This window comes from Bacillus sp. FSL M7-1345 (assembly GCF_038006985.1).
GTDB lineage: Bacteria > Bacillota > Bacilli > Bacillales > Bacillaceae_G > Bacillus_A > Bacillus_A cereus_U.
This window is the reverse complement of record NZ_JBBOWG010000001.1, coordinates 173,420-194,642: the sequence shown is the minus strand read 5'-3', so window position 1 is coordinate 194,642 and position 21,223 is coordinate 173,420. Positions and strand designations below refer to the sequence as shown.

Sequence of the window (21,223 nt, the reverse complement as noted above, 5' to 3'; positions counted from 1 at the left end):
TTATATAACCTGCCCTCTCTCCAATTGTATTCCCTCTACTATAAGCCGTTTCTTTTTACAAAATTCTCTTAAAAATGGTATCGTTTTTTATAACATATTCTCATCAGAAAGGAATAAAGGATATGCCTAATAAACATCGAATTTTATTTATTGGTGCCGGTCGTATGGCAGAAGCTATATTTGCTGGACTACTTACAACAAGTAAAGAATACATCGAAGAAATTATTGTTTCCAACCGAAGTAACAGAGAAAAACTAACACAATTACAAACTCAATATGATCTCTCGATTACAACGGATTGGAAGCAGCATATTAAATCTGTAGATACGATTGTTTTAGCAATGCCGCCTTCTGCACATGAAGAGCTATTAGCAGAGTTATCTCCGTTAATATCAAATCAACTTGTTGTAACAGTAGCTGCTGGCATTGGCCCATCTTATTTAGAAGCTAGACTCCCAGAAAACACACCTGTTGCCTGGATTATGCCTAATACAGCTGCTGGCATTGGAAAGTCTATCTCCTTATACACGACGGGAAATTCCGTAGATGAAAGACATCATGAAACGTTACAACTTCTTTTAAAAGGTATTGGTACCTCACAGTTTTGTACCGAAGAGGAAGTTCACCAACTTACCGCAGTTACTGGTAGTGCACCTGCTTTTCTCTATCACTTTGCTGAAGGTTTAATTGAAGCAACGAAAAGCTATGGTATTGATGAGGAAACAGCAAAACACCTTGTCATTCAAATGATTGCTGGCTCTGCCGCTATGCTCCAGCAAAATCAGGATCCAGCTATGCTCCGCGAACAAGTAACAACACCAGGAGGTTCAACGGCTGAAGGCTTAAAAGTTCTATATGAAAATAATTTTTCAGAAGTCATTCAACAAGCAGTTGAAGCGACCAATAAAAAAGCTAGGGGGAATTAATATGACTTTAACAAGTTTAAACGACTATACAACATTACATAACGGCGTGAAAATGCCTTGGTTCGGCTTAGGTGTTTTTAAAGTTGAAGATGGTACAGAAGTAATTGATTCTGTAAAAGCAGCTATAAAAAATGGATACCGCAGCATCGATACTGCTGCCATATATAAAAACGAAGAAGGCGTTGGACAGGCAATTCGCGAATCTGGTATTCCTCGTGAAGAGTTATTCATCACTTCAAAAGTGTGGAATAGTGATCAAGGTTACGAGTCAACATTACAAGCATTTGAAACTACATTAGAAAAATTAGGTCTAGAATATTTAGATCTATACTTAGTGCATTGGCCTGTAAAAGGAAAATACACTGAATCATGGAAAGCTTTAGAGAAACTTTATAAAGACGGTCGTGTTCGTGCTATCGGTGTGAGTAATTTCCATATTCATCATCTGCAAGACGTATTTGAAATTGCAGAAATTAAACCAATGGTTAACCAAGTGGAATACCACCCACGTTTGGCACAAGAAGAACTACATGCTTTCTGTAAAGAACATAGCATTCAACTTGAAGCTTGGTCACCATTAATGCAGGGGCAGCTACTTGATCACCCAACATTACAAGAAATCGCTACAAAATATAATAAATCGACTGCACAAGTTATTTTACGTTGGGATCTACAAAATGAAGTTGTAACAATCCCTAAGTCTATTAAAGAACACCGCATTATTGAAAATGCAAACATCTTCGATTTTGAATTAAGCTCGGATGATATGAAAGCAATTCAAGCTTTAAATGAAAATCATCGCGTTGGTCCAGATCCAGATAACTTTAACTTTTAGTAAGGAAACCACTGCCATATGCAGTGGTTTTTTTATTTTCAATAAAACTGAAAATTTAAACTATATTTCATTCGATTGACACTTCATTATCTAAGGTGTAATATTTTGAATTATCAAAGAAACACAAAAATTAATAAAATTTATTTGTTTACTCATTGTATCAAGAGAGGTGGAGGGACTGGCCCTTTGAAACCTCGGCAGCAGGTTCATTTTGAATACTGTGCCACTTCCTGCAAGCTTTGTGCTTGAAAGATAGAATGAGGGACTTCGTTTATATACGGGTGCATAACTTGTACGTAGAAATCCCTCTTTCTCAATACGAAAAGAGGGATTTTTTGTTTTTCATTTCCCTCATCATCATCCAATCTTATTAACTATTTAGGAGGAAAATCAAATGAAAAAGAAGTTTGTACCCGGTATTGCATCAGTTGTAGGAGTAAGTATTTTATTATCTGGTTGCGGTAGTTATAAAAACGAAGCGAGCGGAGCAAATGCAAAAGATGAGGCACCTAGTAAACAAGTTTTAAACTTATCTTCACCTACTGAGATTCGAACAATGGATACGGCTCGTGCTACAGATACTGATTCTGGTCAGGTAATGAGAAACGTATTTGAAGGTTTATACAATCTTGGCGAAGGTAATAAACCTGTTCCTGGCGCTGCAAAAGCTCATGAAGTGAGTGGCGATAAAACGAAATACACATTCCATTTACGAGATTCAAAATGGTCGAACGGCACACCTGTAACAGCGAAAGATTTTGTCTTCGCTTGGCAAAGAGCTGTTGATCCAGCAACAGCCTCTGAATATGCTTTTTTATTCTTTGATATTAAAAACGCTAAAAAAATTAATAGTAAAGAGCTTCCAGCCGATCAACTTGGTGTAAAAGCAGTTGATGACCATACGTTTGAAGTAGAATTAGAGCGTCCTGTTCCCTATTTTATTAGCTTAACGGCGTTCCCAACATTTCTACCAATCAACGAGGAATTCTTTAAAGCACAAGGTGATAAGTACGCTTTAGAAGATAATAAAATCTTATACAACGGAGCTTTTACACTAAACGATTGGAAGCATGAACAAAGCTTTAAATTCAAGAAAAACCCTACCTATTGGGATAAAGATAATGTCAAACTCGAAGAAATCAATTTCAACGTTGTAAAAGAGAAATCAACGGAAGTAAATTTATTTGAATCAAAACAATTAGACCGTATAAAATTAACATCTGATTTCGTTGATAAGTATAAAAATGATGAGGACTTTAAAGAACGTCCAAATGTAGGCGTACAATTTTTACGTATGAATCAACAAAACAAAGTACTTCAAAATGTCTCTGCACGCCAAGCGATTGCTCAGACAATTGACCGAAAATCTTTTGTAAATACGTTATTAAACGATGGCTCTACACCAGCTAATAGTCTCGTTCCAAAAAACTTTGCAAAAGGACCTGACGGAACAGACTTCCGTACTGCAAACGGCGATTTAACAAAAATCGATACAAAATCTGCACAAGAATTATGGAAAAAGGCAAAACAAGAACTTGGATCTGAAAAAATCACATTAGAATTACTAACTAGTGATGGTGACCTTGAAAAGAAAACTGGTGAGTTCCTAAAAGGACAACTAGAAAAGAATTTAGATGGCTTAACAGTAAATATAAAACCGCAACCACGTAAACAACAAGTTTCACTCTTATTAAAAGGTGATTACGAAATTGGAATTGACGGTTGGAGTCCTGACTTTGCTGATCCAATTACATTCCTTGAATTGTTTACAACGAATAACCCTTACAACTTAGACCATTACTCTAATAAAGAGTTTGATGACACAATTGAAAAAGTTAAAACTACCTTGGCTGGTGATGAAAAAGCTCGCTGGGAAGCGTTACTAGCATCAGAAAAAATATTATTTAAGGACTCTGTTATCGCTCCTCTTTACCAAAAGGGAGAATCTTATCTAGAGCGTTCTTATGTAAAAGGAATTGTGCAAGTTGACTTTGCAGGCCAGTTAAACTTCAAGTGGGCAAAAATCGAAAATTAAATTGTAACTTTGATCAACGTTATTCCACCATACTAATTATTTTTTCATAAAATACATTAAAAGTAGGTTCCTTAATACACGGGAATCTACTTTTTCAATATATTATTTCAAGAAATTAACATTCTATTTTTATTATTGACATATAGTTCTTTCCAATGTTAATATTCTAAATAATCAAAGAAACGAAATATTTTATCATAAGAATGTAATGTCTACTATGTTGAAACATATAACGATAGATTATAGTTCAACATGTATATACATATAGAACACCTGATTACCTATAAACAAATATTCATGATAGGTTTTATCTCCTTCTATAGCTACTTCAAGACATGGACATTATGACGTTACGAACAACACATTTAGGGAGGAAAGAACAATGAAGAAAAAAGTTGTACCTGTTGTTGCATCTGTTTTAGGGGTAAGTCTACTACTAACAGCTTGCGGAGGAAATAAAGATAATGCAAGCGGAGCGAAAGCAAACGATAAAGCACCTAATAAACAAGCGATTAACTTATCATTCGCTTCAGAAATCCCAACAATGGATGTTGCAAAAGCAACGGACGGGGAATCCATGAACGTAATGAGAAATGTTTTTGAAGGTTTATATGCAATGGGAGAAGATAATACACCGATTCCTGGTGTTGCTGAGTCGGTTGACATTAGTCCAGATAAAACAAAGTATACTTTCCATCTTCGTGATTCAAAATGGTCAAACGGTACTCCTGTTACAGCAAAAGACTTTGTCTTCGCTTGGCAACGTGCCGTAAATCCTGAAACAGCTGCTGAATATGCATTCTTATTCTTTGATATAAAAAATGCGAAACAAATAAACCAAAAAGAAGCAGCGATCGATCAATTAGGTGTTAAAGCTCTTGATGATAAAACTTTAGAAGTACAACTGGAGCGCCCTGTTCCCTACTTCTTAAGCTTAACAACATTTTCAACATTCTTACCAATTAATGAAGAATATTTAAAATCTCAAGGTGATAAATACGGTTTAGAAACGAATCATTTAATTTACAACGGTGCTTTCACGTTAGATAACTGGAAACACGAACAAAGCTTCCAATTGAAAAAGAATCCTAACTATTGGGATGCTAAAACTGTAAAACTAGAAGAAATCAACTTCAATGTCGTTAAAGATAAGTCTACAGAAGTTAACTTATATGATTCAGGACAAATTGATCGTGTTGCTTTAACTGCGGAGTTTGTTGATAAATATAAAAACGATGCAAACTTCAAAGAACGCGCTGAAGTAGGTATTCAATTCTTACGACTGAATCAAAAAAATACAGTACTAAAGAATCAACATGCACGTCTTGCTATTAACGAAGCGATGAATAAGAAAGCTTACGTAGAAACAATTTTAAATAACGGTGCAATCCCAGCAGAAGGAATGGTTCCTGCGAAATTCGCAAAAAGTCCAGACGGTAATGACTTCCGTAAAGAGAATGGAAATCTAGTAAAAGATGATGTGAAATCTGCAAAAGAAAACTGGAAAAAAGCGAAACAAGAACTTGGTACTGACAAAGTAACAATTGAACTATTAACAAGTGATAATGCTTTAGCTAAAAAGACTGGTGAATATTTAAAAGGTGAATTAGAAAAGAATCTAGATGGATTAACAGTGAACTTAAAGCCTCAACCACGTAAACAACAGTTAAAACTACTATTAAGTGGTGATTACGAAATCGGAATCGATGGCTGGGGCCCTGACTTCGCGGATCCTATTACATTCTTAGATCTATTCACAACAGATAGTGCTTATAACTTCGATAAATACTCTAACAAAGAGTACGACGAGCTTATTCGTAAAGTAAAAACTGATTTAGCTGGTGATGAAAAAGCACGCTTTGAAGCAATGAAGCAAGCTGAAAAAATCTTATTACAAGATGGTGCTGTCGCTCCTTTATACCAACAAGGCCGTTCTTACTTACAACGCGGATTTATTAAAGGACTTGTAACAACTGACTTCGGCGGTGAATTTAACTACAAGTGGACAGAAGTTGCAAAATAACAAACGCTAGTAAAAAAGGTATCCACATGAAGGATACCTTTTTTACTTTATACGTCTTTAGCTACAAAACCTCTTCCCTTTACTATTCCTTTTATACCTATAGCGATTCCCGCTACCAATTATGTAACTAGTATAATAAATGATAACGAAATAATATTTTTCTCTAAATTAACTCCACCAAATATTATTGTGTAATAACCATTCGCTGCGTATGTTGCGGGAAATAACCCCGAACGGCAAACCTGTTTTTCCAATGCAGTGATAAATACATATGTATTAATACTAAGAAGACTAAAAGGACGATTATCAACTCTCTTCATAGCTCTCTTTTTGTATTGAACCAAAACTCATCATAAATATAACCATAAACATCAAATATGTTCTCCACGTCAAAGAAGGTATATGCCCTGACCAAAGATAGCTAATTAAATAGTTAATTCCCATAATACAAGACGATACTACTAAACTAATACTTATTAGTTTTACATATTCGAGCATATCTTTTCTCCTTACTTTTTAATTTTCTATTTCTTCAAATTGCAGATTCACCGGCTCTTCTAGGAGTGTTTCATAAAAGTTTTCTGCCAAATCTGTTGAAGGAATTTTTTCATCCACTTCATCAAATCGAATACTATCTAGCCACACACAACCTTCTCCTGATAATAAAACACCAAATGCAATACCAAGTGCTTCTTCTTTTATATCTAATACAACCGAGTACGATTGCCAGTTATTCGTATTTTTGATTGGGCGATTTTGCATGTTATCCATAGCAAGTGGCTCTGTATCTTTTCCATCTACTCGCATCCATAATCCCGCCCAGTCTCTTACACTCTCACTCTTAATAAATGCTGTTAAACGTAATCTCTTACCTACATATTTATCCGCTCGGAACATTTGCATTAATGTTGAAAACCCTCCGTGTGTAACGTTCTCTTTTCCTTTTATATATGCAGATACTTTTCCTTGATGAACAACTTCGTAATCTAAACCCATCTCATATTCAGCAGGATGACTTCCACTTAATACCCATCCTTTCGGTATACCTTTTTCCATTGAAACGCCCTCTCTTTCTATATAAAATGACTGGAAGTACTGTCGATATTTTTTTGGTGGTAATTGAAACATTCTTTTAAAAGCTCTAGTAAATGCCTCTTGTGAGGAAAAGCCATATTGCACTGCAATATCAATGACTGCTCTTTCAGTCGATACTAAAGCCTGTGCAGCATGAGTTAATCTTCTCTTACGAACATAATCCGTTACACTCATCCCGATATAACTTTGAAAAATACGATGAAAATGGTACATCGATACTGCACCGTGAAATGCCACTCTTTCTGTTGTAAGCTCTTCATGTAAATGATTCTCTATATATTCAATCGCTTTTTTTATCATCTCTTTATATTCTTCATGCATTTCAGTACCTCCTTACAACTTCAATTTACCATATACATACAAATCATTTTTGATTTAAATTGCGGATTAACCCTTAAAGCTATGAGAAAATAATTTATTTTCAACACATACATAATTACATGAAATTGGGAAAAACTTGTATAGAAAGAAGTTACATAAGGAGGAATTTATAATGAGAATTTTACTATCAGCTTTATTAGCTCTTATGCTAGTACCTGCATTAACAGGATGTAAAGCTCCTGCAAAAGAAGATACAACTTCTAATAAAAAGACAACTGAAGAAGCAAAAAATGAGGCTCCTGCAGATTTAAAACTAAACTTTAATGAATTTGATTTAAAAGCAGACTATCAAGATACGAAGAAAGACTACGAAGCTGATTATAAAAATGTAGCCGCGGATAAGAAAATGGAAGCAAAAATTGAAGACCATAAAACAGATGTAAAGTTCACAGGTGACGAGGCTATTACGAAATTAAGCCCTCTTCTACAAGAGCTGAAATTTAATAAAGATACTCCTGACCAAGAAGTAATCGATCAAGTAGTAAATGTGTTCAAACTTGATAAAGACTACCAAAAATTCGATTTAGAAGTTGTCTTTTCTGATGGAACGAAAAAAGAATATAAACGCGAAATAAAATAAAGAAGTAGGCGGTTGCCTACTTCTTTATTTTTTAATTTTTACGTATCTTAGTTCTGGACTAGAACCGATAATGAATTGGACGCCAGATACTGATGATTTTTGTAAATATGAAGCACTTGGGAAAATAACTGGGATTAACGGTGTATCATCAAACATAATATCTTCCGCTTTATGCAATAAGTCAAAACGCTTATCCTCGTTTTGTTCAACTTCTGCTTCTTTTACTAAAGCGTCGAATTCTTTATTATGCCATTTTGCATAGTTATTCGGACCATCACCTGCATATAAATCTAGTTTAGTAATTGGATCTAATAGAGAGCCGCCCCATCCCATATAAGCTAATTGGAAATCACTTTGCTTATATGTGTCGATGTAACTCTTCCATTCTTTATTTTCTAATTTAATATCTACTCCAAGATTTTTCTTAAACATTTCTTGCATTGCTTCTGCTACTTTTTTATGTTGTGTATCTGTAGTGAATTTTAATGTTACTTCAGGTAATGTAGACCATCCTTGTTCTTTCATACCTTCTTCTAATAATTTTTTCGCTTCCGCTGAATCAAATTTTATGTAATCGCCTTTTTCTTTACGGAAATCACGACCACCTTGTGTTTTTGCCCCTTCTGGAACGAATGCATATGCTTCTTGTGCATTATTTTTATACAATTTTTCAACGATGAACTTACGATCAACCGCTAATGAAAATGCTTTACGTACTTTCGCATTTGTAAACGGCTCTTTTTCTACGTTAAACGAGTAAATATAAGATGAGAATCCCGCAACACGTTTATATTCTTTATTCCCTTTTTCTTTCTCAATCATCTCTTGTGGTAAGCCACTTAATAAATCTAATTCTTTTGATTTGTACAATTGATACGCTGTTTTAGAATCTGGAATAATACGAAACTCAATTTCTTTTAATGTTACCTTTTTATCGTAGTATTCTTTATTTTTTTGTACTGTAATTGCTTGGTTATGCTTCCATTCTTTTAATGTGAATGGTCCGTTCGTAATTAACTCTTTTGGATCTGTTTTTAATTTATTGTTATCATCAATTGATTTTTTAGATAATGGAATAAATAATGAACTTGCTAACTTTTGTTTAATAGAAGCAACTGGGTGCTCAAGCGTTACCTTTAATGTTTGAGGATCAACGACTTGAATACCAACTTGGCCTTCTTCACCTTTTCCAGTATTATATGCCTCTGCTCCTTTAATAAAATACATTTCTGTCGCATTCATAGAACCCGTTTTCGGATTTAATAATCGCTTCCATGCGAACTCAAAATCATTTGCTGTAATAGGAGAACCATCTGACCATTTAATATCTTTCTTTAAATGTATTGTATATTCAGTTCCATCAGCATTTACTTCTTCTTTCTCTGCTAATTCATTTTGATATTTCCCGTCACTATCTTGCGTATATAAACTTGAAAACAACTGCCCAATTACATAACCTGACGTGCTATCTGTCGCAATAGCGGAATCAAGTGTATATGGATCACTACTAATATTCGTTACTAATCGATCTCCTTCCCCCTTACCAGCACTTGCCTTTTGCGTCTCTTTCTTACCGCAAGCGACAGAAGTTATTGCTAAAACAGTCATAATGACAAACAGTAAAAACTTCTTCATCCTACATTCTCCTTTAACCTGAAATTTTTGGTGTTGATGCTAATAATGTTTTTGTATAAGAATGTTGTGGATTACGGAATACTTCTTCCGTATTTCCAAATTCAACAAGTTCTCCTTTGTATAAGACAGCCACTTTTTCACATAAATAGTGAACCATCGGTAAATCATGTGCGATAAATAAATATGTATAGCCTTGTTCCTTTTGAATCTTTTGCAGCAAATGTACAATTTGGATTTGCAGTGAAACATCTAATGCTGAAATTGGTTCATCAAGGATTAATACTTCTGGCTCACATAATAGCGCTCTTGCAATGGCAATACGTTGACGTTGTCCACCGCTAAATTCGTGGGGATAACGATCAATATATCGTCTATCTAATCCAACACGCTCTAGTGCATCACCTGCGACTTTATCTTTCAATCCTTTATCGCCTAAACCGAATGAAATATATCCTTCCGTTACGCTATCGCGTACTTTCCAGCGCGGATTTAATGCAGCTGTGGAATCTTGAAAAATAAACTGTACTTTCTGTAAGAAATTCCGCTTATTAGCTGACTTCAGCGTGTGAACAACTTGACCGTTATAATCAATTTCACCAGACGTTGGTTTTTCAATCCCAGCTATGAGCTTACCAAGTGTTGTTTTTCCTGAACCACTTTCTCCGATAATGCCAAGAGTTGTTCCTTTCGGAATAGAAAGTGATATACCTTTTAGCGCCGCAATTTCTTTATTTTTACTTCCATATGTTTTTGTGACTTGTTTTACAGCTATTAAATCTGTCGTCATGAAGCATTCACCTTCTTTTTTGATTTCGCTTTATTATGCTCCAGAATATGCTGCCAGCAATGTGAACTATGCTCCTCAGAATATGTTGTTCTCTCTGGGAAACGATGAATACATTCTTTTATCGCTACTGGACAACGATTCACAAACGGGCACCCAAAACTATTTAACGTTTCAATTGAAGGTGTTGTTCCCTCAATTGCTCTAAGTACCTTTTCTGAATCATCCATATTTGGAATTGCTTGCAATAAGCTTTTCGTGTAAGGATGCTTAGGAGAGCCAATTACTTCCCCTATCGTTCCTTTTTCAACAATACGCCCCCCGTACATAACAACTACTCGGTCAGCTATTTCACGCACAAGTGCCAAATCGTGAGTAATTAATAAAATACTCGTATTTTGTTTTTCTTTTCGCTCTTTTAATAACCCCATAATTTGTTTTTGAATTGTTACATCTAACGCCGTTGTAGGTTCATCTGCAATAACGAGCTTCGGGTGACATGCAAACGCAATTGCTAAACAAATACGCTGCCTCATACCTCCGCTTAACTGATACGGGTATTGTTCAAAGCGTTTCTCTGCTTCATGTATCCCTAAATCATTTAGTAAGTTAATTGCAATTTCTTTTGCCTCTTTTTTCGATTTCTTTTCATGCTGCACAATTACTTCTGTAATTTGTCTTCCCACCTTCATCGTCGGATTTAAAGATGAAAGCGGGTCTTGAAAGATAAAGGAAATATCTTTCCCGCGAATTTGATTCCATTCTGATTCTTGTAAATCCGTTAATTCCTTTGATTGGAAAGATATATTTCCATCATCAATATGAATCGATTCTTGATTTAAGCCGATAATTGATTGTGCTGTAACACTTTTTCCTGAACCACTTTCTCCAACAAGTGCAACTATTTCACCTTCGTTAATAGAAAAGGAAACATGCTTCACAATTGCTTGCTTACTATTCTCTTTTTCAACGGCCAACGTTACGTTTTCTAAAGATAAGATTTGTGCCATGTTTTTTCTCCTTTCGATTACGTTTTACGATTTTCGGATCAATCGCATCTTGCAAACCATCACCAATCGCATTAAATGCGAACATGATTAGTGCAATCATGATTGCCGGGAAGAAAAGTTGCCACCATTCTCCGCTTAGTAATGTCCCGAGTGCATCGTTCGTCATCGTGCCCCAGCTCGCTGCTGGTGATTGTACTCCAAGTCCGATAAAACTTAAAAATGATTCTGAGAAAATAGCTGCTGGAATTGTAAATGATAAATTTACGATAATAATCCCTGTTAAGTTTGGAATTAAATGCCCATATATAATTTTCATATGAGGTGTACCTAATCGCTCTGCTGCGATAACAAATTCTCTTTGCTTTAAAGACAAGACTTGTGCTCTAATGAGACGTGCCATGCCAATCCATCCCGTTAACGCAAGGGCGATTATAATTGTAAAAAGTCCTGGTTTCATAACGATTAATAGTAAAATAACAATTAATAAATATGGGATACCGTATAACACTTCAATCCCTCTTATAATCCACTCATCAATTAACGTTCCAAGACGATTACGCCCTCTCACATATCCACTAAAACCTCCGATAAGTACACCAAGCCCTATATCAAGAGCTGCCGCTACCAATCCAACTGTTAATGAAATTTTCCCACCAGCCCAAGTACGCGCCCAAATATCTCTCCCTAAATCGTCTGTTCCGAACCAATGCTCACTACTAGGCGGTAAATTAGTTGCTTCTTTTACTTGTTCACTCGCAGTAAATGACGTTAAACTTTCGCCAATAAGCGAGAAAACAATAATTAGTAATAACGTCACTGCCCCTAAAACTGCTATAGGGTTTGATATAAACTTGCGAAACACTTCCTTTTTTCGGCTAATCGTTTGCTGATCTTTATTTATCGTTAATTCTTTTTTCTCTTCATTCGTTAATAACTGGTCATTAATTTCATAAGCCCCCATTTAAACATTCCCCTCCTTACGTAATAGAACGAATACGCGGATCAACAATACGATGAATGATATCTGTAATAAAAATACATACAATTAATAGGGAACTATAGAAAATGGTTGTTCCCATAATTACCGGATAATCTCGGTTAAAAATACTATCTACAAAATATTTTCCTAAACCAGGAATTGAAAAGATTTTTTCAATAACGAAAGTTCCTGTTAAAAGTCCAGCCATTAATGGGCCAACAAATGTAAGTACCGGAACAATTGCATTTCGAAGAGCATGTCTTATAATGATTTTCTTAATTGGTATACCTTTCGCTCTCGCTAGCTTAATATAATCACTCTGCAACACTTCAATCATATTAGAGCGAACAAATCTTGTAATAACTGCGATTGGCCCGAGCGCTAATGCGAAAGAAGGTAATACAGTATGCTCAAACGTTCCCCACGACGCCACTGGTAGTAATTCAAATTGGATGGCGAACACTTGTATAAATAGTGGCGCTAAAATAAAACTAGGAATAGAAATACCGAGAATCGCAAGCAAGCTCACACTATAATCAATCACTTTCCCATGATATAGCGCGGCAAATGTACCTGCGGCAATTCCGACTAACAATGAAATAACAAGTGCTTGTAAACCAATAATTGCCGACGGTCCAAAACCAGTTGTTATAATTTCCGATACACCTTGACCTGTTGATTGAACAGATTCACCAAAATCAAAATGAACTACCCCATCCAAATAAGCAACATACTGATTCCATAACGGTTCATCAAGGTGATACTTAGCTCTCATGTTTTGTATCACTTCTTCAGGAAAGATTTTCGCATCTGACGAAAATGGATCCCCTGGAATAATATGCATAATTAAAAATGTTACTGTCGTAATGACCCATAGCGTAAACACCATAACCGATAGTTTTTTAATAACATACACTTCAATAACCCCCTAAACAAATGAATTTACTTTGTTTTATTGACATATTTGTTCCTATTACTCCTTTTCCACTTCTTAAAACACAAAAAGCCTTGATCTTAAAAAATAAGATCAAGGCTTAATAAAACTATGCCCATCACTTATCTTTCAAGCCTTGCTTGCTGGAATTAGCACGGTGTTCTATTACAGAACCCGCTGCTGAGGTGTCATAGGGCCAGTCCCTCTACCTCTCTGGATAAGTAAATTGCTATATTATTATTTGGTTCAAATTGTATATTTTGAATTATAATTCTGAAAAAATGAAAAGTCAATCTAATTGGATATATTTAGAAAAATCAGTTTTTTATGACATTATTTCTTAAAATCACTACTTTAACTTATAATAAAGGTAATTACTTTAAAGGAGTTGTAAGATGGATCCCTTACTTCTGGCTACTATAGGATTGCCATTAACAATTGTCATACTCGTTATCATTGGCTTCTATAAACTCTTCATTAAAAAGAAACGTATCACTTCTTTTTATACACCCTTCGATAATATTACTGGACAAACAATTTCAGAATTTCACGAAGAGCAGAAGGTATTAGTATGCGAGGATGAAGACGGAGATGGTAAGAAGAAAAAATAACCTTGCGCATGCGCAAGGTTATTTTTTCGTTTCTGTTTGAAAACGTTTATAGTATGTCGATGCTGTTGAAAAATTAATTTCTATATCACGAATCAACGATGAATCTTCTTCTTTAGCTAACTTCTGTAATTTTTTCATCGCTTGTTCTGATTCATTTAAGAAACCAACATACATTTCATGTTCTTGTTCTTTCGACTTCGGTACATGAATTTCTTTACGCATATGATCTATATCTTCTAACATGCCCGTTGTTACATTTTGCACGTCTTCCTTAAATTTAGCATTAGTTATTTCCTTACCGCCCTTTTCTTTTGCCACTTCAAATAACTGTAACGCTTTATTAATTTCCTTGTTCATCTTCGCATCATACTTTTCATGTACCTCACGATACACTTTCGTATCTTCTGTCTGTTCAGTAGATTGCTCTACCTTTTCTTTCGGTTCCTTCGTATCTTTCGTGTCTTTATTTCCATTACATCCCGCTAGAAGGAGCATACCCCCAAGCATTGCAATACCGAAAACCTTCTTCATCTCTTATTCTCCTTTTATCTACATCTACTACGAATTACAGTTTCTCTTATCTCCACTTGTTTTATTATACCGAGAACGTCCTAAATTTTGCACTTAAGATGATCTCTTAATAAATATACACACATTTTTGTCACATTATCGTCACTTTATGCAAGTAACTTCACCACTCTACCTTACAAAACTGTAAGCACACATAGAGAACAAACCATGCTAGACTTACATATGCATAACGCAAGCGTAGTTAAGTTTTTAAGGAGAATCACCTATGTACAATACAATACCTTTTATGGGAGAAGATATTCGTGTCCTTATTCGTGAAAGATCACTTCATATTGAAAACACAGAAAACCTTCGCCGCGTATTAAAAAAGCAACATGCTCCATTTAAGTTAGCCCAATATTTAAAACAACAACATACAAATCAATTTCATACTGTGCTAAATATATCGGATAAATCATTAACAATCGAGATTATCGGTCATGTCTACATTGGAAATTTTGCAGATGTCTTAAAAGAAATTCCACGCATACCGAAGATTGCTCCTATTATCGTTGAGAGGGCATATAAAATTACAGATCATACTGATATTATTGACTGCGGGGAGAAAGAGGTCGACAGTAACCGCTGGGTATGGGATAAACTTGCTTTCTTATATGATGCGATCATGAATAATATGTATGAGTTATTTCAAAGAAATGAAAAAAAGAGCTGATTCAGAGAAATGTTTGAATCAGCTCTTTTTTGTTAAGCCTCTAAATTTTGTTTTTGTTGCAGTTCAAACTGCTGTTCACTTCTTTTTGCCATGAATAAATAGCATAACACAGCACAAATTTCACAAAGAGCTATAACAACACCCATAGGAAGTGCTGTATTACTTCCGCCAATACCTACTAGCGGTGCAACAAGCGCTCCTGAAATGAACTGTAATAAACCTAGTAAAGCTGATGCTGTTCCTGCTGCTTGTTTTTGATTTCTCATCGCTAACGAGAAGCCAGTTGTTGATACAACCCCAACACTTGATACAACGAGAAATAGCGAGCATAAAACACCGATTAGACCTATTCCTAATACGATTGTAAGTAGTAACGATAGACCGCCAACAGCCGCAATAACAATACCGGAAACAAATAATGTCTTCTCATTCACTTTCCCTGCTAAGCGGCCAGTAACTTGGCTAGCAATAATAATACCGATACCGTTAATTGCAAAGAACAAACTAAACTGTTGTGGTGATGCCCCGTATATATTTTGCAACACGAACGGTGAACCAGAAATATAAGCAAACATTGCAGCTGTTACTAATCCTTGTGACAATGCATAACCCATAAATAAACGATCTTTCAGAAGCTTTCCGTATGTCGCCAGCGTTCCCGACAAACCACCTGTCTCTCTTTCTTCAGGAGGTAATGTTTCACGTAATACGAAAGTAGATGATATTAGCATGAATACACTAATTGCTCCAAGAACGATAAAAACGCCGCGCCATGATGTGAACTGTAATAATTGTCCTCCAATAATCGGTGCCAAAATAGGTGCTGCTCCGTTTACTAGCATAAGCAGTGAGAAAAACTTCGTCATTTCAGAACCCGAATACATATCACGTACCATTGCACGTGATATAACGATACCAGCAGATCCTGAAGCACCTTGTAAGAAACGTAAAAGTACTAAACTCCAAATAGATGGTGCAACAGCACAAAGTAAAGAAGAAGCAACATAAATAATAAGAGCGATAATAAGAGGTTTGCGTCTTCCGTAAATGTCACTAATTGAACCAACAAATAACTGTCCCACTGAAAGCCCAAGCAGACAAGCAGTTAATGTAAGCTGCGCAAGGGATGCACCCGTTTGTAAATCATCCGTTAACTTTGGTAAAGAAGGCAAATACATATCAATAGATAATGGCCCAATTGCCGTAAGTGTCCCTAATACAAGAATCATCCATAACCTGTTTGTCTTTACAGGTTTATATACTTCGTGATTAACTTCATTCACTTTTTCCATTCACCCTTTCATATAACTACTTAACCGTAACAATTATAGTTACAACATAAATATACGTCAAGTATACCGTATTTTCCTGTTTAATAATGTAAAAAAAGCGATAGAATCTCTATCGCTTTACTGTTTCAAATTACTATTTGTAAATTTAGATACAGATGCCATCATTTCTCCTGTGTCTAAATATGTGATTTGAATTGGATCTCCTACTTCTGTAAACATTGCATATGGGAATTTCTTCGCCGGTACCATGAATACTTTTTGCTCGTTTTCTAATAGTACGTACACAATCGTATTTTCACCTGATTTTTCTTTATACACACGTTGTACAGTACCTTCTTTTTGCGCTTCTTTCCCATTTGAAGTCGGTCTAAATGAATCACCACTTCCACTCAGCGCATTTTTATAATTCTCAAGTGCTTCTTTTTGCGTTGAACCTGTTGCAAACACTTTTGCATTAGAAGCATATATAACAGTATGAGCACGTACTAATCCCCCGTCATCAATAACCGGTACAATCCAAGAAGGCTTACCATATACGTTATAAATAACCGGCATTGTTCCATGCCATTTCTCTCTCTTAAAGGAATTATCCACTACTTCTGTAGCAGCCGAACCGTCCATAATTCCCTTCACTTCTTTTCCGTTATAGTAATACAACTTTCCTGTACGTGCATCAACTAATGAGTAACCGAGGGCAGAATCTACTCCTTCTTTCGGAGAGGTAAAGTCTGTAAAGTAATACAGTTTACCATCCTTTCCGAAGATTGGCGTAACGCCTTCCTTCGTCCCCCACTCAGTCGGAATCTTCATGTCAGTTTGTGAGAATTTCGTATTCCAAAATCCGTGAATATATTTTCCGAAGTACGTATTTAACGTAGATGCTGTTTCATGATTTAATACACCATCAACGAATTTAGGTGCATTCCCTTTATCATATCGTTTCACATCACCTGTTTGTGCATCAACAACGACAACGCCTTCTACTTCAAACCCTGATCTTCCTGAAATAAACTCACCGTATGTCATTGTATAATACGGTTTTCCTTTATCATCAACTTCAAATTTTGGTTTCCCTTTAAAAACTAAATCTGGCTCTGCTTTTCGAACGACACGTTCTAATTTACTACCGAAAAACATGCTTGGTACATACTTCATTTTATATCCAAGATGTAATTTCGCTTCCGCATCAGGATTTGTACCTGACATTGTTACGTAACCTGGAATTGTTTCCGCTTTACGTGCTTTAAAAAATCCCGAAACTTCTATCGGTGCTACATACAAGGCTTCACCATTTACCATTTGTGGCGTTAATTCCCCTAGCTCAAAATAAGCTACTTTCGGAATATCACCAAATACCTTTTTCATTTTATTTTCCGCTGTTTTAGGCGGAACTGTAAACGGTTGGTCATTTTCAGTAAATGGCTCCGAAATATCTTTCTCTACCTTCACGACCGAATCATATTTCTTTTGCGAGATTACTATATCGTGCAAATAACCAAAATAGCCGTAACTTGCGAGTAAAACAAACATTAGAAGTCCTTTTAACGTACCTTCTAATTTCCCTACCTGCTCTTGTGAGAATAAAACAAGCCCAATTAAAATCGCTACTGCAACAGAATAATGAGTAAGAATAGAATCTGCTCGATCATCAATTAGCCAAAAATATTCATAGATTGCAATACCTATCCAAAATAAAACAGGAATAACTAAAATAGATGATTTCTTACCCTTTACAACTTTCTCATTTCCTCCTTTATCCACCGCGCGAATTTTATTACCGCTTCTAGTCCATGGAATCAAAAATAAAGTGAGAATAGCTAAAACTATAAATTTCATCAAAGGCAATGTCCCCTTTTCTTTTGTCTTCTCCATAAGTATAACAAATAAAGGGTAATCAGGTAAAAATGGGTATGATTATATTTTTTTGCTACTTAATACAATTCCACTCACTACATATAAAACTGAAGCAATGTAAAAAATAGTCCCTATCGTAAAGAAATCCACTAGGTAACCAGTTGCAATTATAGCTACTCCGCCACCAATTGATGTCCATACATGGTATTTTCCAATTTCGTAACCAGCTTCCTTATGCGCTACCTTTCGTGCTAACGATGTCTTCTCCGTATTACGCTGCACAGCACCTAAAATACCCATTAAAATTTGGAGAATGTATACATGCCAAACTTCTGTTGCAATAGGGAAACAAAGCATTAATATAGCCATGGACCATGCGTATATAATTAATAACTTTCTATCACCTATCCTATCAGAGGTTCTTCCAACTAACGGATATACTAGAGCTGAAGTTAAGGCAAATAAACCGTACGCCCAGCCAAATTGCGAAAAACTATTTCCAACATTTCGAAGCAATAGTATATAAAAAGGAAATACCATGCTACCCGCCATCATAATAATGCTTTGTGAGGCCACAAATCTTCTATATGTCATTTGCTATACTCCTTATAAAATAAATTCACAAACCTTTCCTCTGGGTCTACTTCCTTCTTTTTCTGAAGGAATTCTTCTATGCGAGGATACGCTTTCTTTAGTTGCTCCTTTTCCGGATAAGAATAATACGGTAAATAATAACTTCCATTATGCTTTAAAGTAACATCAATCATCTTCTGAATGACCACTTTTGTTTTCTTTATTTCATCCTCAGAACGCCCTTGATTAATTAGAAGCACAAGCGCAAACATATCATCTTTCGAATAAGATAGCACCGCATTCTCATTCTTTTCTACATAGCGGATTGTAATGTTAAGAAGGTTTAATTCCTCTTCATTTAAAACGCTTCGCAAATCATCTATATACTCTGCAAAACCATCTATCGGTACAAAGTACTCTTGTAAAACTTCGGTCAAGTTTGGATTATCGTATTCCATAAAAGCACTATCAGATCTCATTACGTTATTTCGAGTTTCGTACTTACCATCTGTACGTTCAAAATAACTTCTTTGTATATCCCAAAATGCGCCCTTTCCCCAGTCACTATAACGTGATAATCCAAGTAAGAATTTCGGCGCAGCTATAATATTTTCTTCTTTTAATTTGCTGTACTCTTTCAACTTCTGTTGATCTTCTGCTAGTACATAATCTGTCACATACATTTCTTTTAAAAATGAATTTGGGGCAACAGAAATACGTGCTAAATGCATACGTATATTCTCGTCCCTTCGCACTTTATTCTTAAAGTATGAAGAGTATTCTTTATAATCTAGTACCTTCGTATGCGTTTCATACAATTCATCGTTTGTTAACTGTAGCGTCACATCTAAAATCACACCAAACAATCCATATCCCCCAATTACATACGGAAACAAATCAGCATTTTCTTCTCTACTTACATTACGCACTGTACCATCTGCCATTAACAATCTGAACGACTCTACTGTATCAATCAATGCTTCATGACGAATATCACGCCCATGTACATTTACACTTAATGAACCACCAACAGTAAAAATATTTTGAGATTGCATCACTTGAACTGCAAGACCATATGGATTGATTTTCTTTTGAATGTCATTCCATGTGACACCGCTTTGCACCCTAATCCTCTTCTTCTCCGGATCGAATTCTAATATTTCATTATACCCTTTCATATCAAGCATCGTACCGTTCGGATAATACGTCTGCCCGCCTTGGCTATGTTGCATACCTGCAATAGAAATCTTCTCTCCAGAAACATTTGCATCTTGCACTAACTTTTTTAATGAACTTTCATCCTCAGCATTTTCAACACGTTTAATTTTCGTTGGAAGCAACTTTCCTACATCGCTCATAATAGGATGTTCTAGTTGCTCTTTGTATGTATATATAGAAGTCGCGAGCAACACTGTATACGCTACAATAACAACTGCTATCTTTCTTTTTTTCAAATGGCACTCTCCTTTTCTAACGTTCTTCCTCTTCATATTTTACCTATTTTCCTTAAAAAAGTATTAACAAAAAAGAGAGCGACCCTTTATTTTAGGTCCCTCCCTCATCAAGACTGTTACTTTGCTGCTGGCAGCTGTATTGGCTCAAACTTTTCGTACGATGTATATTTTGCATTCGTAATAATGTGTGCCTTATCCTCACCATTACTACTCATAATCATATCTATCTTCGCTGATTCATATTTAAAATCTTTTGTAATGATATATTCTGCATCTACTTCTTCTATCTTTGCGTTTTGTGCTTGTAGCATTTTCTTCTGCGTTTCATCCATGCTAGCTAACATACTTTCTGTTTCTTTCCCTTTTAATATGAACTTCAGTTTATACTTGTCTCCACTTTTCTCCATCTTCATTTTATCTAAAACTACTGCTGGCACTTCTAAATTATCTACAATATCTTGAGTTGCTTTCATCCCGCCAGTATTTAATTGCTCCTCCGGTACAGATATAACTTCTCCTGTATTAGGATTTTTCACCTGACCAGCAACTTTACCATCCACAGCATACACTACAACATCTGTACCAGAAATATTCATTTCAGAACGAGAATTCTTTTTCTTTGGCTCTAATTGCATTTTAGCCTTTAGTATATTCATCTCTGTTCCTTCAGCTTTTATCTCTACATCATATGTCATCGTTACATGTTCTTCATTTTTAAAAGCGTCATTCGTTTTCTTGAAAATATCCTTCGCTGCTAATTCTTTTTCTTTCTGCATGGCTTCTTTTTTCGGTTCATCAGTCTTTGTTGTTTTCTCATTACTACACCCTGCACCTAAAATAACTGCAAGGATCATACTAGAAGTTAAAATAAGTTTTTTCATAATTTCTCCTCCTTTCCAAAAGGATATCATCTATTTTCCTTTGAAATCTATATACTTTTTAATATTTCTATTTAACTTTATTTCTCGAATAACAACAT

20 protein-coding genes, 1 pseudogene and 2 riboswitches are annotated in these 21,223 nt (G+C 35.5%); of the genes and pseudogenes, 7 read left to right on the top strand and 14 right to left on the bottom strand.

The features are described from left to right. The first annotated feature begins 122 nt into the window (after positions 1-122). From proC to MHB76_RS01100, 4 genes are all read left to right on the top strand, one after another. Positions 123-926, top strand: a complete 804-nt coding sequence (proC, locus tag MHB76_RS01115) for a pyrroline-5-carboxylate reductase (protein WP_002113376.1) — start codon at positions 123-125, stop codon at positions 924-926. 1 nt (position 927) lies between these two features. Beyond that, positions 928-1,761 (top strand): aldo/keto reductase, encoded by an 834-nt coding sequence (locus MHB76_RS01110; RefSeq protein WP_078173581.1) that lies wholly within the window; start codon positions 928-930, stop codon positions 1,759-1,761. Positions 1,762-1,915: 154 nt separating this feature from the next. Beyond that, positions 1,916-2,020: riboswitch (SAM riboswitch) on the top strand. A 135-nt stretch (positions 2,021-2,155) separates the two neighbouring features. Continuing rightward, entirely contained in the window at positions 2,156-3,796 is a 1,641-nt protein-coding gene (locus MHB76_RS01105; protein ID WP_078173580.1) for a peptide ABC transporter substrate-binding protein, read from the top strand. Between the two features lie 382 nt (positions 3,797-4,178). Then, complete coding sequence (locus tag MHB76_RS01100) at positions 4,179-5,819, top strand: peptide ABC transporter substrate-binding protein (RefSeq protein WP_078173579.1); 1,641 nt, start codon at positions 4,179-4,181, stop codon at positions 5,817-5,819. A gap of 47 nt (positions 5,820-5,866) precedes the next feature. Here MHB76_RS01100 and MHB76_RS01095 read toward each other — a convergent pair. The 3 genes and pseudogenes from MHB76_RS01095 to MHB76_RS01085 all read right to left on the bottom strand — a co-directional run bounded on the left by MHB76_RS01095 (position 5,867) and on the right by MHB76_RS01085 (position 7,235). Continuing rightward, a pseudogene (locus MHB76_RS01095) lies at positions 5,867-6,139 on the bottom strand (hypothetical protein). Further along, positions 6,126-6,317, bottom strand: a complete 192-nt coding sequence (locus MHB76_RS01090; protein WP_002159572.1) for a hypothetical protein — start codon at positions 6,315-6,317, stop codon at positions 6,126-6,128. The pseudogene MHB76_RS01095 and the gene MHB76_RS01090 overlap by 14 nt, the downstream one beginning before the upstream one ends. Before the next feature lie 18 nt (positions 6,318-6,335). After that, positions 6,336-7,235, bottom strand: coding sequence for a helix-turn-helix domain-containing protein (locus MHB76_RS01085; protein ID WP_078173578.1), 900 nt, complete (start codon positions 7,233-7,235; stop codon positions 6,336-6,338). Positions 7,236-7,407: 172 nt separating this feature from the next. Between MHB76_RS01085 and MHB76_RS01080 the strand changes: the two genes are divergently transcribed. Next, on the top strand, positions 7,408-7,875 hold the full coding sequence (locus MHB76_RS01080) for a YusW family protein (protein ID WP_002113370.1): 468 nt from the start codon (positions 7,408-7,410) through the stop codon (positions 7,873-7,875). 24 nt (positions 7,876-7,899) lie between these two features. Here the strand turns inward: MHB76_RS01080 and MHB76_RS01075 are convergent, their stop codons facing one another. Genes MHB76_RS01075 through MHB76_RS01055 form a run of 5 tightly spaced genes read right to left on the bottom strand, consistent with a single transcriptional unit; the run spans position 7,900 to position 13,199 of the window. Continuing rightward, the gene (locus MHB76_RS01075) at positions 7,900-9,510 is read right to left on the bottom strand and encodes a peptide ABC transporter substrate-binding protein (protein ID WP_002113368.1); all 1,611 of its coding nucleotides are present in this window, start codon (positions 9,508-9,510) and stop codon (positions 7,900-7,902) included. 13 nt (positions 9,511-9,523) lie between these two features. After that, positions 9,524-10,297, bottom strand: a complete 774-nt coding sequence (locus MHB76_RS01070; protein WP_070127835.1) for an ABC transporter ATP-binding protein — start codon at positions 10,295-10,297, stop codon at positions 9,524-9,526. Next, complete coding sequence (locus MHB76_RS01065; protein ID WP_078173577.1) at positions 10,294-11,304, bottom strand: ABC transporter ATP-binding protein; 1,011 nt, start codon at positions 11,302-11,304, stop codon at positions 10,294-10,296. Before MHB76_RS01065 ends, MHB76_RS01070 begins: the two co-directional genes overlap by 4 nt. After that, complete coding sequence (locus MHB76_RS01060; protein ID WP_002202037.1) at positions 11,261-12,265, bottom strand: ABC transporter permease; 1,005 nt, start codon at positions 12,263-12,265, stop codon at positions 11,261-11,263. The genes MHB76_RS01065 and MHB76_RS01060 overlap by 44 nt, the downstream gene beginning before the upstream one ends. A gap of 16 nt (positions 12,266-12,281) precedes the next feature. After that, a complete protein-coding gene (locus MHB76_RS01055; protein ID WP_000289323.1) occupies positions 12,282-13,199 on the bottom strand; it encodes an ABC transporter permease in 918 nt (305 codons plus the stop codon). A 137-nt stretch (positions 13,200-13,336) separates the two neighbouring features. Continuing rightward, positions 13,337-13,441: riboswitch (SAM riboswitch) on the bottom strand. A gap of 171 nt (positions 13,442-13,612) precedes the next feature. On the opposite strand from MHB76_RS01055, the gene MHB76_RS01050 reads away from it, so the two are divergent. Further along, complete coding sequence (locus MHB76_RS01050) at positions 13,613-13,828, top strand: DUF3951 domain-containing protein (protein ID WP_000371385.1); 216 nt, start codon at positions 13,613-13,615, stop codon at positions 13,826-13,828. Positions 13,829-13,846: 18 nt separating this feature from the next. On the opposite strand, the gene MHB76_RS01045 is transcribed toward MHB76_RS01050, so the two are convergent. After that, on the bottom strand, positions 13,847-14,359 hold the full coding sequence (locus MHB76_RS01045) for a hypothetical protein (protein ID WP_002113360.1): 513 nt from the start codon (positions 14,357-14,359) through the stop codon (positions 13,847-13,849). Between the two features lie 265 nt (positions 14,360-14,624). Here MHB76_RS01045 and MHB76_RS01040 point away from each other — a divergent pair, with 265 nt between their 5' ends. Beyond that, a complete protein-coding gene (locus MHB76_RS01040) occupies positions 14,625-15,071 on the top strand; it encodes a hypothetical protein (protein ID WP_078173576.1) in 447 nt (148 codons plus the stop codon). A gap of 32 nt (positions 15,072-15,103) precedes the next feature. Here MHB76_RS01040 and MHB76_RS01035 read toward each other — a convergent pair whose 3' ends face one another. The 5 genes from MHB76_RS01035 to MHB76_RS01015 form a co-directional block, all read right to left on the bottom strand. After that, complete coding sequence (locus tag MHB76_RS01035) at positions 15,104-16,363, bottom strand: multidrug effflux MFS transporter (protein WP_078173575.1); 1,260 nt, start codon at positions 16,361-16,363, stop codon at positions 15,104-15,106. Positions 16,364-16,480: 117 nt separating this feature from the next. Next, on the bottom strand, positions 16,481-18,199 hold the full coding sequence (locus MHB76_RS01030; protein WP_078173574.1) for a DUF3981 domain-containing protein: 1,719 nt from the start codon (positions 18,197-18,199) through the stop codon (positions 16,481-16,483). A gap of 78 nt (positions 18,200-18,277) precedes the next feature. Continuing rightward, complete coding sequence (locus MHB76_RS01025) at positions 18,278-18,811, bottom strand: MFS transporter (protein ID WP_002113356.1); 534 nt, start codon at positions 18,809-18,811, stop codon at positions 18,278-18,280. Then, the gene (locus MHB76_RS01020; protein WP_078173573.1) at positions 18,808-20,244 is read right to left on the bottom strand and encodes an FAD-binding oxidoreductase; all 1,437 of its coding nucleotides are present in this window, start codon (positions 20,242-20,244) and stop codon (positions 18,808-18,810) included. Before MHB76_RS01020 ends, MHB76_RS01025 begins: the two co-directional genes overlap by 4 nt. A 116-nt stretch (positions 20,245-20,360) precedes the next feature. Continuing rightward, positions 20,361-21,125 (bottom strand): hypothetical protein, encoded by a 765-nt coding sequence (locus MHB76_RS01015; RefSeq protein ID WP_002159582.1) that lies wholly within the window; start codon positions 21,123-21,125, stop codon positions 20,361-20,363. Between the last annotated feature and the right edge of the window lie 98 nt (positions 21,126-21,223).